We start from the raw sequence: 12,331 nt of genomic DNA on the forward strand, positions 1-12,331 counted from the left end.
CGGGCATGGATATCGATATCGAAGTGAAAGCGGATGCGCTCGATGGAGCGTTCGACGCGGTGCTGGCGGCCGAGGCGGTCGGTGAACTGAAGGCGTCGGTGGCGGCGCTGAAGGCGCAGGTTGACGGGCAGGCGGTAGCGGCGTCGCGCTTGCCGCTCGATGGAGCGAAGGCGGCCGATCCGGCGCGCGACGCCTTTGTCGAACGCTATCTGCGCCGCGGCATCGACGCCGGGGTCGAGATGAAGAGCCTGTCGGGAACGTCGGGCGGCGAGGGCGGTTTTGCGGTGCCGCGCGAGATCGACGGGGCAATTGCGGCAACGCTGAAAAGCCTGTCGCCGATCCGGTCGATCGCGACAGTCGTGCAGACGGGGACGAGCGGCTATCGCAAACTGGTCGCGACGGGATCGATGGGTGCGGGCTGGGTCGGCGAGACCGCAGCGCGGCCCGAGACCGCGACGCGCAGCTTTGCCGAAATCGTGCCGCCGTCGGGCGAGCTTTATGCCAATCCGGCGGCAAGCCAGGCGATGCTCGACGATGCGATGTTCGACGTCGAGGACTGGCTGGCGGACCAGATCGCGCGCGAATTTGCGGTCGCCGAGGGCAGCGCGTTTGTGAACGGAAACGGCACGAACCGGCCGAAGGGTATACTGACCTATGCTACCACGAACGAGATCGACAGCGTTCGCGCGTTCGGCACCCTGCAGCATCTGGCGACGGGGACGGCGGGCGCTTTCCCGGCTTCGAACCCGCAGGACAAGCTGGTCGAGCTCGTCCACTCGCTGCGCGCGCCTTATCGTCAGGGTGCCGCCTGGGTGATGAACTCGGACACACTGGCGCGCATCCGCAAGTTCAAGACCACCGACGGTGCCTTCATCTGGCAGCCGGGGCTGGTCGAGGGGCAGGCGGCGACGTTGCTGGGATATCCGGTGGTCGAGGCGGAAGACATGCCCGATGTGGGCGCGAACAGCCTGTCGATCGCGTTCGGGAACTTCCGCGCCGGCTATCTGGTCGCCGACCGCGGCGAGACGCGCATCCTGCGCGACCCGTTCAGCAACAAGCCGTTCGTGCATTTTTATGCAACCAAAAGGGTCGGCGGCGCGATCATCGATTCGCAGGCCATCAAGTTGATGAAGTTCGCCGCCAGCTGATCTGGCGCGCGATGGGCGCCCGGCCCGCTTTCCCCCCCCTTTCAAGCGGACCGGGCGCTTTTTCTCCTCATATGACAATCGAACCCTGGAAAGGACGGCCCTGCCATGCCGACCCCCTATTTCGCCGATTTGGCGCGCGAGCTGTGCCAGGACGGCGGGACCGGCCCGTTGACGCCAACTGGCGCGGTGCCCGGCCACCGCCGTCTTGCCGATGCTGTTCCCGCCGACACGCCATTTCATTATGCCGTCGCGGGGATTGCGCGGCCCGAGCAGTGGGAAGTCGGATGGGGCCGGATCGACGACAGCGGGCGTCTGGTGCGCGACACCGTCATGGCGTCTTCGCAAGGGGTTGAGCGCGTCGATTTTGCGGCGGGTCTGAAAACAGTCGCGCTGACGGTCGCGGCCGACTGGTTCGCGGGGATCGACGCGGCGATCGCGGCGCAGGATGGCGCGGTGTCGGCGGTGGTCGATGCGCTGGGCGGCAAACAGCCGCTGTCGACGCTGCACGCCGCCGCCGCGGCGGGCGCCGTCGGTGACGCGGTCACCGTGCGGCGCGGCGATAGCTGGGTGAACATACCGCTGGCGACGCTGGCTTTTCGAACTGCCGAAGGTCGGTACGTGCTGGATGGCGAGATCGGCGCACCCAACGGCAATGCGGCAGCACCCTCGATCAGCTTTGCCGCCGACAGCGACACGGGCCTGTTCCGCGCGGGTGCCGACAGCATCGGGCTGGCGACCGGCGGCGGCGAGCGCATGCGGGTGACTGACGCGGGCCGCATAGGCATCGGGACGTCAGACCCCAGCGCGGCGGTGCATGTCAGCGGAACGTCACCCAATCTGCGCATCGGCCAAACCGCGGCGGTCGACACTTTCTATGGCGTCGAACTGTTTGCCGGAGGCTTTGTCGACGGATCGTTCAAATCGTCGCTGACGTCGGGCGAGGTGCGGATCTGCGCCGGGCGCAGCGTCGGATGGGGCGGCTTTCTGGCGTTTCACACTGACACGGTCGAACGGCTGCGGTTGAGCAGCAACGGGACACTGACGCCCGGCGCCGACAATGTTCAGGCGTTGGGTGCGGCCGGAAAACGATGGTCGACGGTCTTTGCCGCGACCGGAACGATCAACACGTCGGACGCGCGCGAAAAGACGTGGCGCGGCGCCGCGAACGAGGCGGAAATGCGAGCCGCGAGACGGATCGCGGCCGAACTGGGCTTTTTCCAGTGGAACCAGGCCATTGCCGACAAGGGCCCCGGCGCGCGCGAACATTTCGGGGCGCGTGCGCAATCGGTCTGGTCGATCATGGCCGAGGAAGGGTTGATCGATCCGATCGGCGAGGATGCCCCTCCGGACAGTCGATACGCTTTTTTGTGCCACGACAGGATCGAGCAGGCCGACGGGGGTGTCGAAGACCGTTTCGGCCTCCGCGAAGGTCAGCTGTGCCTGTTTCTGATCGCGGCGCAGGAGGCGCGGATCGCTGCGCTGGAGGCGGCGATATGATCGGGCGGATGGCGTTGGGGTCGCGCGCAATCGGCGATACCGGCGGGCGCGAGTTGCCGAGCGAATGGGGCGGTCCTGAACCGGCCGCGCGGCGGCACGGCGAGCGGCAGGCGCAGACGCGCGAGACCGCGCACCGGACGACGGTTCGTAAACCCTGAGGAGAAAAATGCCATGGCATTGGCGGTGAAGGATCCGGGAGCGCGGATCGATTTCGAATTCGACTGGGGCGAAGCCTATCCCGGCGGCCAGGCGGTTTTGGCAAGCAGCTGGACCGTCTCGCCGGAGCTGGCCGGCGGGGTCACGATCGCCGCATCGGCGCATGACCTGATGCGGGCGACGGCGCAACTGGCGGGCGGGGTCGCCGGGCAGGTTTACCGCGTCACCAACCGGGTGACGATGAGCGACGGGCAGATCGACGAACGATCGATGACGGTGCGGGTGGAGGAACGGTGATGACGACAAGCCTGATACCGGGCGACGCCCCGGTGAGCCTGAACGAGGCGCGGGGTTGGCTGCGATTGGGGACGACGATCGACGACGCCGTGGTGGCAGGGCTGGTCCGCGCCGCGACCAGTATCTGCGAAGCCTTTGTGGGGCAGTGGTTGCTGGTGCGCGTGACGGACGAGACATTGCCGGTCGGCAACGGCGCAGTTCAACTGGGTGTCCGTCCGGTCGTGGGGGTGGACGCGGTGACGCTGCTGGCCGAAGGAGGCGAGGAAATAGTGCTGGCGCCGACCGATTATCGCGTGGCGATTGCGCGTGATGGCACAGCGCGGGTGGCGATCGCCCTTCCCGGCGACATGCCGCGCGTGCGTGTCACCTATCGCGCCGGCATGGCGGAGGATGCGAACGGGATCCCGGAGGCGATCCGCCAGGGGATCGTTCGCATGACACAGCATCTGCACGACGCACGCGACGGCACCGGCGCGGCGCCGCCCGCGGCGATAGCAGCATTGTGGCAACCGTGGCGGCGGCTGACGTTGGGGGGTGGGCGATGACCTGTGCCGAGACCGCTCTGCGCGCCAGGGCGCTGGAACTGCTGGAGGGCGACAAGGCGCTGGCGGGGATGGTCCACGGCATATTCGACGGGACGCCGCCGCGGGCCACCGCGCCTTATGTTGCGGTCGGCGCGGCCGAAGGCATCGACTGGGGGACCAAGGACCGGGAGGGCCGCGAGATTCGCCTGACGCTGACCTTGGTCGGCGTCGGAAATTCTATCGACGACGGCGCTGCTGCACATGTCGAGGCCGCCGCCGGTGCGCTGCGCGGACCGGCAGGCGCCTGGTCCGTGGTGGGAGCGCGGACGATACGGACACGCTTCACCTTTGCGCGCGATGGTAGCTGGCGGCACGAAATCGTCGTGCGGTGCCGCTGCCTTGCCGCGTGACGCTCACTCCCCCGGCAGCGAGTTGTTCGATTTATAATCCTTGAACTTGTCGGTGAAGTTGGCGTGGTAATCCTCGATCTGCATGTCGGCGTCTTCGGACGCGGTCTTTTCGGAATCACCGCCCGAGCGGCCGAGCGCAATCACCGCAGCGCGGAAGGCGTCGCGTTCTTTCGAACAGTTCGACTTGAGCGCCAGTTCATACTCGGCCTCTTCCACCTTTGCTTCCAGCGACTTCTTCATGTCGTCGCGCAGGCATTTGGTGAACGCGGCGCGCGTGGTGTCGACCGCGCCGGTCGGTGCGGGCGCCATGGCGACCAAAAGCAATGTCGTAATCAGCATCCTGTGACTCCCCAGTTTCGGATGGTTTTTCTGTCGAGGAGATTAGACGATGGCAATAGAAAATGGGAGCGCTTTTCTGCTCAAGATCGGCGACGGCGAAGCGCCGCCCGGATACCAGACCGTTGCGGGCCTGCGTACGACCCAATTGTCGGTAAACGGCGAGGCGGTGAACGTCACGACGAAGGATTCGGGCGGATGGCGCGAACTGCTGTCGGGCGCCGGGGTACGATCGGTTTCCGTCAGCGCCGCGGGCATTTTTACGGGGTCGGACGCCGAGGTGCGGGTGCGCGGCGCTGCGCTGGCGGGAGCGATTGACGATTTCGAGCTGAGTTTTGAAAGTGGCGAACGGATGCGCGGGCGCTTTCTGGTCACGCGGCTCGACTACGCCGGCGATTATAACGGCGAGCGTAATTACACGCTGAATCTGGAATCGAGTGGCGTGGTGGTCAGCCTGTGAGCGCTTTAGCGAAGATGGGGGCCAATGCGCTGCGCGGCGAGGCGGAGCTTCGGGTTGGCGAGACATTGTTTGTGTTGCGCCCGAGCTTTGCTGCGCTGGTCACGGCGGAGGCCGAACTGGGGCCGCTGTTTGCGCTGGTCGAGCGTGCGGCGGACGGACGGCTGGGGCTGGGCGAACTTGCGGGACTGTTCTGGCATTGCGTGAAGGATCGGCCCGAGGCGCTGACGCGCGAGGCGGTTGGCGAGGCCGTCGTTGGTCAGGGGTTGGCGGCGGTAACCCCGGCACTGCGCGCGTTGCTGGGCCAGATATTGTCGGGGCGGTGAGGTGACAGACGACCGGCTGGGGCCTGCGGCGATCGTGCTTGCGGGCGTGCTGGCGCGCGTTGCGGGATGGCGGCCCGATGAGTTTTGGGCGGCGACGCCCGCCGATGTCCAGGCCGTGCTGGCGGGTTGGGCTGAGGCCGAAGCAGATGCTGACTTTGACGGCGCGACGCTGGCGGCGATGATGGAGAGGTTTCCCGATGGGTGACGAGGTCGATGAAATGGTCGTGGCGGTGCGTGCCGACACGGGCGCGTTCCGGCGCGACATCGCGGCGCTACGCGGCGAGCTGGAAGGTTCGCTGGGTTCGGGCGCCGATACCGCCGGGCGCGCGATCGAACGGGCGCTGTCGCGTGCGATCGTTTCCGGAAAACTGGGGTTCGAGGATCTGAAGCGGCTTGCGCTGTCGGTGATGGCCGACATTGCACGCGCCGCGATCTCGAACGGGATCGGCGCGGCGATGGGCGGCGGAACGGCAAGCGGCGGGGGCGGCGGACTGCTTTCGCTTGGTACCTCGATCGCGCAGGCTTTGTTCGCTGCGCCGGGACGCGCGACGGGCGGGCCGGTCAGCGCCGGGCGCGCCTATCGCGTCGGCGAGCGCGGGCCGGAGTTGTTCGTGCCGACGTCCAGCGGACGGATCGAGGCGGCAGCCAATGGTGGCGTGCGCAATATCGCGATCACCGTGAATGTGCGCGGCGAAGCGGGAAGCGAGCCGCAGCGGCTGGCGCAGACGGGGCGGCAGCTGGCGCGCGCGGTGCGGCGCGCCGTGGCGAGCGGAGAGGATTGATGGGTTGGGCTTTGATTGCGGCGGCCGAGCCGCCTCATCGCAGAGGCTGGCTCAAGCGGTTCGATCCGCGCTATTGGACGGTCGATTTTGCGCGGCCGATGATGGCGAGCGTGACGAGCGATGCGCCGGGCACTCTGCGCGTCGAGGCGGTGTTCTATCGGAAACAGGATCTGGCCGGGCTGATCTGGGATACCGAAGATCGCTGGGACCATCCGCTGCTCGCCTATGAAACGAAGCGCGATTTTCGGAACACACAACTGAAATTTCGGTGGCGGTCGGGTGGGGTGAAGCCGCTCGATGCGCTGCATGGGCCGACGCTGACGATCGAGGGGCGCGACGCGGCGGGCGCGCCGAGGGCGTGGTATGTGCGGCTGTGGAATTATGCGGTGGGGACGGGCGAGGATGCGATCATCAGCCTCGATTTCGATGCGCTGAACGGCGGCTTTCTGTTGCCGACTGAGGCCGACCCGGTGTGGGCGGGCGACATCGACCGGATGTTCATTTCGCTGGTGCCGCCGAACTATGATGGCGGCGACGGAGTGCTGGGCGCGCCCGCCGCGGGTTGGGCCGAGATGAGCGCGATCGCCTGTTCCGGATCGGGGTCGGTGCTGGCGGTCGGCGATGTGGTGATGCCCGTACATCGGTTGGGGATCGCGAGCGGATATGACGACAGTTATCACCTGACCCCGGCGCGGCTGGTGCGGCAGATCGTGCAGCTCGGCTATCGCGGCGATGTCGTCCATTATGTCGGGATGAGCCATTATATGCGGCTCGAGGCGTCTGGAGGCGGCTTTTGTGCAAGCCTGGCAGGGGGCGTGCTCAACCTGCCATGCGCGGCGTGGCATGCGGGGTTTTCAGCGGCGTGCCGCGACGCGGGGTTGGGGGTGATCTGGTCGCTCTCTTACGAATTGTTCGACGCCTATTGCTGGGGCGACTGGAAGCAGCGGGCGAGCGACGGCTCTCCGGCGCTGACGGGATGGGAGCCGCCGTCGACCTTGTTGTCGCCCACGAATGCCGCCGCGATGGGGTATTTGCAGTTGGTCGCGCGAGCATTTGTCGCGATCGGAGCGGCTGCGGGACTGCCGCTGAAGTTTCAGGTCGGAGAGCCGTGGTGGTGGATCGCGAGCGGCGGCCGGATTTGCGCTTATGATGCATCGACGACGACAGCTTTGGGGCCGGCGAGCGTGCCGATTGCCGATGTACGCGGGACGTTGACCGCACCGCAATTAGGCATGCTCGATGCGCTGGGGGCATCGTTGGCGGGATCGACTGCGGCGCTGGTCGCCGCAGCGCGCGATGAGGCCGGTGCAGGGGGATTGGTGAGCCATCTGCTCGTCTATCTGCCGACGGTGCTCGACCCGGCAGCCCCCGCGGTGCGGCGCGCGAATGTGCCGCTGGCGTGGGCGGCGCCGGCTTTCGATGTCCTGCAGTTGGAGGATTATGACTGGGTGACCGGCGGGCGCGGTGCGGAGACCGACGGCGCGCGCAGGGCGATGACATTGCGACTCGGTTATCCGACGCAAGAGCAGCATTATTTTTCGGGGTTTGTGCTCGCGGCCGAGGATCGCGCGGGGTGGGCGTCGATCGCCGAGGCGGCGGATCATGCACAGCGCGCGGGAGTAGCTCGCACTTTCGTGTGGGCGCTGCCGCAGGTCGCGCGCGACGGGTTCGTGATTTTTGACGGGGAGGGTGCGGTGCAGGCTTTCGATGCGGTGGATTTTCCGCTGGCGATCGGGCGCGAGGCGATGGTCGCGACCGAATTTTCGACGCAGATCATAAGCTCGCCGTCGGGGCATGAGCAGCGCGCGAGCGAATGGGCCGACGCGCGGATGCGCTATGACGCCGGGCCGGGGATCCGGTCCGAAGCCGATGTGCGAACGTTGGCCGACTTCTTTCGTGCACGACGCGGTGCGGCGCGCGCGTTTCGCTTTCGCGATCCGTTCGATTGCAGCTCGGCGGTCGATGGCGGGTTACCGACGGCGGGTGACCAGATGCTCGGCGTTGGCGACGGGGTGCGGCGACAATTTGCGCTGGTGAAACGCTATGGCGTCGGCGATGCCGAGCAGGTTCGCCGCGTACGGCTGCCGGTCGAAGACAGCGTGCGCGTGTCGGTCGATGGGTTGGAAACGGCGGAGTTTCTTGTGACCGGGGCCGGTGAGATACTGCTCGACGTCGCGCCGGATTCGGGCTCCGCCGTGCGCGCGGGGTATCTGTTCGACGTGCCGGTGCGCTTTGCCGATGATCGGCTGGAGGCGAGCCGCGCGACGTACCTGGCTGGCGAGATGGCGAGCGTGCCGCTGGTCGAGGTGCGGGCGCCATGGTGATTTCGGGAGTGATGATGACCGCGGCGCCGGGCTGGCTGCGCGAGGAACTGGTAACGCTGGCATGGTGCTGGCGGCTGACGCGGCGCGACGGGGTTGTGATCGGGCTGACGTCACACGACAACGACCTGATGGTCGGCGGCCTGCTGTATCGCGCCGCGCCTGGCATGAAGCCTTCGGCGCTGGAGACGAGCGATAGCCTCGATGCCGGGACGATGGACCTGGAGGGCGCAGTTGCGAGCGATGCGATCGCGGCGCGCGATCTCGATGCCGGGCGCTGGGACGGGGCGGAGCTGGTGCTGTTCGTCACCGACTGGAAGGCGCCCGAGACGGCGCCCGTAACGGTCGCGCGCGGATCGCTGGGGGCCATCGAACGGCGCGGGGCAGCTTTTGCCGCAGAGCTTCAGGGTGTTACGCGGCTGCTGGATCGGCCGGTGTGCCCCGCAACATCGCCGGGCTGCCGCGCGATGCTGGGTGATCGGGCGTGCCGCATCGACTTGGCGCCATTGACGCATGTCAGGCGGGTGGTCGCGCTCGACGGGCGCGCGGTGACGCTCGACAGCGCTGCCGCGAACATGGCGTTTGGCGAGATGTTGTGGATCGACGGCGCCAATTGCGGGCTGGCGAGCCCGGTGATTGCAGCCGAAGGCACGATATTGCATCTGGCCGAGGCGCCTGCCTTTGTCCCTGTGTTTCCAGCGCGGGTGCGGCTGATCGAAGGCTGCGACAAGCAGCTTGCGACCTGCCGAGACCGATTTGGCAATGCGGCCAATTTTCGCGGCGAGGCGCATTTGCCGGGCAACGATCTGTTGACGCGGTATCCTGGTGGATGAGCTGGGAGCGCGCGTCTTTGCGGCGGCGCGGGCGATGGTGGGGGTGCGGTTCCGGCCGCAGGGCTACGATCCCGTAACAGGCTTCGATTGCGTCGGGCTGGTGTTGGCGGCCTATGCGGCGGCTGGAAAGCCGCTGGTGCGGCCGATCGGCTATCCGATACGCGGCTGGTCGCGTGACCGCATCGAGGCGGGGCTGGCGGCGGCGGGATTTGTGCCTGTAGCTGGCGAGGGGCGTGCGGGCGATGTCGCGCTGATCCTATTCGATGCAGGACAGTTCCACCTCGGTCTGATCGGACCGGAAAGTCTGGTGCACGCGCATGCGGGGTTGCGCCGGGTGGTCGAGACGCCCTTCGATGCCATGGAGTGCGGCGCTGCGCGCTGGCGGCTGGAGCAATCCCTACCCCACTGCGGCTAGGCAGCAGTCCGTCAAATGTCGCTGCCCCTCACGCTTGTGGAAGGGGATGGAATTCATTCATTCGGGAGTGCGTCATGGCGACTTTGGTGCTGACGGTGGTCGGCGGGATTGTCGGGGGTCCGGTGGGCGCCGCGATTGGTGCGGCGGTGGGCCAGCAGATCGATGCCGAGATTTTTAAGCCAAAGGGCCGCGAAGGGCCGCGACTCGCGGACCTGAAGATCCAGGCGTCGACCTATGGGCAGCAGATCCCGCAGCTATTCGGGGGGATGCGCGTTGCGGGGAGCGTGATTTGGGCCACCGACCTGATCGAGCGGCGGAACAAGCGCGGCGGCGGCAAGGGGAGGCCGTCGACGACCGAATATAGCTATGCCGTTTCGCTAGCGATCGCGCTGTCATCGCGGCGGATTCGGGGAATCGGACGCATCTGGGCCGACGGCAATCTGCTGCGTGGGACCAGCGGGACATTTCAGGAGCGTTGCACCTTTCGCTGGCATGACGGGAGCGAGGACCAGGCGGTCGATCCCTTGATCGCCTCGGCGCTCGGCATCGGGTCGGCGAGCGCGTTTCGGGGTATTGCCTATGCGGTGTTCGAAGACCTCGAGCTTGGCGCGTTCGGCAACCGCATCCCGTCGCTGACGTTCGAGGTCGAGGCCGACGCGGGAAGCACCGACGCCGGGCTGGTCGGAGACAGCCTGTTCGGCGAAGCTGGGCGCTGTCACGGCGAATGGCCCTTTGCCGGCTATGCCGCCTCGGGCGACCGCTTGCGCGACGCGCTCGCGCCGCTGTTCGAGGCGGACGGCGTGCGACTGGCGAGCGGCCCCGGCGGCTGGCGGCTGGCGCCGGCGACTTTGGCCGGGGAGCCACTGGCGCTGGCCAACTTCGGCGAGGCACGGCGTGTCGACGCGCCGAGCGACCAGGTCGAGCATCGTCGTGCGCCGCTGTCTTCGCTGCCGGGCACGATCCGGCTGCGTCACTACGAGCCTGAGCGCGACTATCAGCTTGGCCAGCAGACGAGCCTGGTGGCAGGCGGCGGCATACGCGAAGAGCGGATCGACTTGCCCGCGGTTTTGCCAGCGACGTCGGCGCGGGCGCTGGCACAGCGGCTCGCCAGCGCGGCGGCGGATGGACGCGAGACTTTGATCTGGCAGGCCGACCTCGCGGCGTTGGCCCTGACCGTGGGGCATGTCGTTGCACTGGCGGACGGAAGTGGCTGGCGGCTGGCGGGACGGACGGTTCGCGGGAGCGAAATCTTGCTGGAATTGCGGCGTCATCAGCCGCTGCCTGCGGCCGATCTTCCGGCCGAACCGGGCGTTCCGGTCGGCGCCCCCGATTGGCCCGACGCCGTTGGCACGGTCCGTCTGTTCGACCTTCCTAATATGGGCAGCCCGGCGGCATCGGGGCCGCGGTTGGCAATCGCGGGCGCTGGCAGCAACGATGGCTGGCGCGGCGCCGATTGCTGGTTCGTCCCGTTCGCCGGTGCCGAACCGATCCCGGTCGGAACGGTGCGTCCTGCCGCCGCGCTGGGACAGCTTGCCGAACCGCTGGCCGCGGGGAGTGGTTGCTTGTTCGACCTGGCGAGCACTGCGGTCGTCGAACTGGTCAATCCGGCGATGACACTGGAATCGGTCAATGATTCGGCGATGCTCGGCGGTGCGAACCGGGCGATGGTGGGCGGCGAGTTGCTGCAATTCGGCATTGCCGAGGTGGTGGCGCCCGGGATCTGGCGCCTTTCGCGACTGCTGCGCGGGCGTGCGGGCACCGAGCGTGGAATGACCCATCTGGCAGGTGAACCCTTCGTTCTACTCGATGATCCGGCGCTTTTGATGTTGCCAGAGGCGCTCGGAGGATGGGCGGAGGGCGGCGGCGCGGCGTTTCAGTGGGCCTCACGCGGCGGGACTATGTCGAGCGAGATCGACATAGCGGCTGCCGGCCGCGCCTTACGGCCGCTGGCTCCGGTGCACGGTCATATCCGTGCCGACGGGGAGGGGGGTGCGATCATCGGTTGGGTAGGGCGCAGCCGTATAGACGCCGGCTGGCGCGACCATGTCGATCAGCCACCCGGCGAAAGTCGCGAAGCATGGCGCATCGCGGTGTCACCGCCGGTTCCGGGTGTGGGACCGTGGGAGAGCGCGTCGCCCCTTCTGAGCATCGGTGCGGATGAACGTGCGGCACTGCCGCCCGGCTGTGCGCTGGAAATTCGCCAGGTGGGGGATTTCGCGCGCTCGCCCCCTCTTTTCTTGCCCCTGACATAGAAGGATAAACTCATGACCGACTTGCCGAGCACACCGCGCTTTGCGTTACCGTTACTTGCCGTTGCGCAGGCGCAAAAGGAGGTAACGCACAACGAGGCGCTGACCCTGCTCGATGCGCTGGTTCATGCGGTGGTTGAAGCGGGCCCGATCGCGGTGCCGCCCGCGACGCCAGTTGAGGGGCAATGCTGGATCGCCGACGCCGCGCCGACGGGTGCCTGGGCCGGACAGGCGCACTCGATTATACTCTGGACCTCGGGTGGCTGGCGATTCGTCGCGCCACGCGAAGGGATGCAGGTGATGCGACTGACCGATAATGTGCGGCTTCGACATTCTGGCGGTATATGGGTCGCGCCGGCGACGATCAACATGCCCGATGGCGGGTCGACAATCGATTCTGAAGCGCGTAGTGCCATCTCAACGTTGATCCTTCACCTCGCCGCGCAGGGTCTTCTGATATCAGGCTGAATTTCCGTTCTTTGGCCTTCGAAGTGCGTCTTTTTAGCAACAGTTTCACGATTTGTTAGCTTGCACGGAACCAAAGCGGCGAGTAGGACGTCTGCCGAGACGTATATCTCAA

16 protein-coding genes are annotated in these 12,331 nt (G+C 67.1%); 15 read left to right on the forward strand and 1 reads right to left on the reverse strand.

What is annotated here, in order from left to right; all coding sequences use genetic code 11:
• The first annotated feature begins 5 nt into the window (after nt 1-5).
• The 6 genes from AC3A43_RS11585 to gp17 all read left to right on the forward strand — a co-directional run bounded on the left by AC3A43_RS11585 (nt 6) and on the right by gp17 (nt 4,032).
• Nucleotides 6-1,148, forward strand: a complete 1,143-nt coding sequence (locus tag AC3A43_RS11585; RefSeq protein ID WP_487792684.1) for a phage major capsid protein — start codon at nt 6-8, stop codon at nt 1,146-1,148.
• 105 nt (nt 1,149-1,253) lie between these two features.
• Nucleotides 1,254-2,645 carry a tail fiber domain-containing protein gene (locus tag AC3A43_RS11590; RefSeq protein ID WP_487792685.1) on the forward strand — a complete coding sequence of 464 codons (1,392 nt, stop codon included), beginning with the start codon at nt 1,254-1,256 and terminating at the stop codon, nt 2,643-2,645.
• Nucleotides 2,642-2,803 carry a hypothetical protein gene (locus tag AC3A43_RS11595; protein ID WP_487792686.1) on the forward strand — a complete coding sequence of 54 codons (162 nt, stop codon included), beginning with the start codon at nt 2,642-2,644 and terminating at the stop codon, nt 2,801-2,803. The genes AC3A43_RS11590 and AC3A43_RS11595 overlap by 4 nt, the downstream gene beginning before the upstream one ends.
• A gap of 13 nt (nt 2,804-2,816) precedes the next feature.
• A complete protein-coding gene (locus AC3A43_RS11600) occupies nt 2,817-3,098 on the forward strand; it encodes a phage fiber-tail adaptor protein (RefSeq protein ID WP_487792687.1) in 282 nt (93 codons plus the stop codon).
• Nucleotides 3,098-3,643 carry a head-tail connector protein gene (locus AC3A43_RS11605; RefSeq protein WP_487792688.1) on the forward strand — a complete coding sequence of 182 codons (546 nt, stop codon included), beginning with the start codon at nt 3,098-3,100 and terminating at the stop codon, nt 3,641-3,643. The genes AC3A43_RS11600 and AC3A43_RS11605 overlap by 1 nt, the downstream gene beginning before the upstream one ends.
• Nucleotides 3,640-4,032 carry a tail completion protein gp17 gene (gene gp17 / locus AC3A43_RS11610; RefSeq protein ID WP_487792689.1) on the forward strand — a complete coding sequence of 131 codons (393 nt, stop codon included), beginning with the start codon at nt 3,640-3,642 and terminating at the stop codon, nt 4,030-4,032. The genes AC3A43_RS11605 and gp17 overlap by 4 nt, the downstream gene beginning before the upstream one ends.
• A gap of 3 nt (nt 4,033-4,035) precedes the next feature.
• Here the strand turns inward: gp17 and AC3A43_RS11615 are convergent, their stop codons facing one another.
• Nucleotides 4,036-4,371, reverse strand: coding sequence for a hypothetical protein (locus tag AC3A43_RS11615; protein ID WP_487792690.1), 336 nt, complete (start codon nt 4,369-4,371; stop codon nt 4,036-4,038).
• A 49-nt stretch (nt 4,372-4,420) separates the two neighbouring features.
• Here AC3A43_RS11615 and AC3A43_RS11620 point away from each other — a divergent pair, with 49 nt between their 5' ends.
• The 9 genes from AC3A43_RS11620 to AC3A43_RS11660 all read left to right on the forward strand — a co-directional run bounded on the left by AC3A43_RS11620 (nt 4,421) and on the right by AC3A43_RS11660 (nt 12,219).
• Nucleotides 4,421-4,828, forward strand: a complete 408-nt coding sequence (locus AC3A43_RS11620) for a phage major tail protein, TP901-1 family (RefSeq protein ID WP_487792691.1) — start codon at nt 4,421-4,423, stop codon at nt 4,826-4,828.
• Between the two features lie 14 nt (nt 4,829-4,842).
• Nucleotides 4,843-5,151 (forward strand): gene transfer agent family protein, encoded by a 309-nt coding sequence (locus AC3A43_RS11625; protein WP_487793043.1) that lies wholly within the window; start codon nt 4,843-4,845, stop codon nt 5,149-5,151.
• A gap of 1 nt (nt 5,152) precedes the next feature.
• Nucleotides 5,153-5,356 (forward strand): phage tail assembly chaperone, encoded by a 204-nt coding sequence (locus AC3A43_RS11630; RefSeq protein ID WP_487792692.1) that lies wholly within the window; start codon nt 5,153-5,155, stop codon nt 5,354-5,356.
• On the forward strand, nt 5,349-5,933 hold the full coding sequence (locus AC3A43_RS11635; RefSeq protein WP_487792693.1) for a tail tape measure protein: 585 nt from the start codon (nt 5,349-5,351) through the stop codon (nt 5,931-5,933). Before AC3A43_RS11630 ends, AC3A43_RS11635 begins: the two co-directional genes overlap by 8 nt.
• On the forward strand, nt 5,933-8,257 hold the full coding sequence (locus AC3A43_RS11640; RefSeq protein ID WP_487792694.1) for a DUF2460 domain-containing protein: 2,325 nt from the start codon (nt 5,933-5,935) through the stop codon (nt 8,255-8,257). The genes AC3A43_RS11635 and AC3A43_RS11640 overlap by 1 nt, the downstream gene beginning before the upstream one ends.
• Nucleotides 8,251-9,087, forward strand: a complete 837-nt coding sequence (locus AC3A43_RS11645; protein ID WP_487792695.1) for a DUF2163 domain-containing protein — start codon at nt 8,251-8,253, stop codon at nt 9,085-9,087. The genes AC3A43_RS11640 and AC3A43_RS11645 overlap by 7 nt, the downstream gene beginning before the upstream one ends.
• Nucleotides 9,080-9,502, forward strand: a complete 423-nt coding sequence (locus tag AC3A43_RS11650) for an NlpC/P60 family protein (RefSeq protein WP_487792696.1) — start codon at nt 9,080-9,082, stop codon at nt 9,500-9,502. Before AC3A43_RS11645 ends, AC3A43_RS11650 begins: the two co-directional genes overlap by 8 nt.
• A 74-nt stretch (nt 9,503-9,576) precedes the next feature.
• The gene (locus AC3A43_RS11655; RefSeq protein ID WP_487792697.1) at nt 9,577-11,754 is read left to right on the forward strand and encodes a phage tail protein; all 2,178 of its coding nucleotides are present in this window, start codon (nt 9,577-9,579) and stop codon (nt 11,752-11,754) included.
• Between the two features lie 12 nt (nt 11,755-11,766).
• Nucleotides 11,767-12,219 carry a DUF2793 domain-containing protein gene (locus AC3A43_RS11660; RefSeq protein WP_487792698.1) on the forward strand — a complete coding sequence of 151 codons (453 nt, stop codon included), beginning with the start codon at nt 11,767-11,769 and terminating at the stop codon, nt 12,217-12,219.
• The last annotated feature ends 112 nt before the right edge of the window (nt 12,220-12,331 follow it).

This window comes from Sphingopyxis sp. Soil_C_28 (assembly GCF_057657055.1).

What these genes read in the sequence shown, in the direction of transcription:
- AC3A43_RS11585 (WP_487792684.1), top strand. Translation starts at nt 6, where the DNA reads ATGGATATCGATATCGAAGTGAAAGCGGATGCGCTCGATGGAGCGTTC.
- AC3A43_RS11590 (WP_487792685.1), top strand. Translation starts at nt 1,254, where the DNA reads ATGCCGACCCCCTATTTCGCCGATTTGGCGCGCGAGCTGTGCCAGGAC.
- AC3A43_RS11595 (WP_487792686.1), top strand. Translation starts at nt 2,642, where the DNA reads ATGATCGGGCGGATGGCGTTGGGGTCGCGCGCAATCGGCGATACCGGC.
- AC3A43_RS11600 (WP_487792687.1), top strand. Translation starts at nt 2,817, where the DNA reads ATGGCATTGGCGGTGAAGGATCCGGGAGCGCGGATCGATTTCGAATTC.
- AC3A43_RS11605 (WP_487792688.1), top strand. Translation starts at nt 3,098, where the DNA reads ATGACGACAAGCCTGATACCGGGCGACGCCCCGGTGAGCCTGAACGAG.
- gp17 (WP_487792689.1), top strand. Translation starts at nt 3,640, where the DNA reads ATGACCTGTGCCGAGACCGCTCTGCGCGCCAGGGCGCTGGAACTGCTG.
- AC3A43_RS11615 (WP_487792690.1), bottom strand. Translation starts at nt 4,371, where the DNA reads ATGCTGATTACGACATTGCTTTTGGTCGCCATGGCGCCCGCACCGACC.
- AC3A43_RS11620 (WP_487792691.1), top strand. Translation starts at nt 4,421, where the DNA reads ATGGCAATAGAAAATGGGAGCGCTTTTCTGCTCAAGATCGGCGACGGC.
- AC3A43_RS11625 (WP_487793043.1), top strand. Translation starts at nt 4,843, where the DNA reads ATGGGGGCCAATGCGCTGCGCGGCGAGGCGGAGCTTCGGGTTGGCGAG.
- AC3A43_RS11635 (WP_487792693.1), top strand. Translation starts at nt 5,349, where the DNA reads ATGGGTGACGAGGTCGATGAAATGGTCGTGGCGGTGCGTGCCGACACG.
- AC3A43_RS11640 (WP_487792694.1), top strand. Translation starts at nt 5,933, where the DNA reads ATGGGTTGGGCTTTGATTGCGGCGGCCGAGCCGCCTCATCGCAGAGGC.
- AC3A43_RS11645 (WP_487792695.1), top strand. Translation starts at nt 8,251, where the DNA reads ATGGTGATTTCGGGAGTGATGATGACCGCGGCGCCGGGCTGGCTGCGC.
- AC3A43_RS11655 (WP_487792697.1), top strand. Translation starts at nt 9,577, where the DNA reads ATGGCGACTTTGGTGCTGACGGTGGTCGGCGGGATTGTCGGGGGTCCG.
- AC3A43_RS11660 (WP_487792698.1), top strand. Translation starts at nt 11,767, where the DNA reads ATGACCGACTTGCCGAGCACACCGCGCTTTGCGTTACCGTTACTTGCC.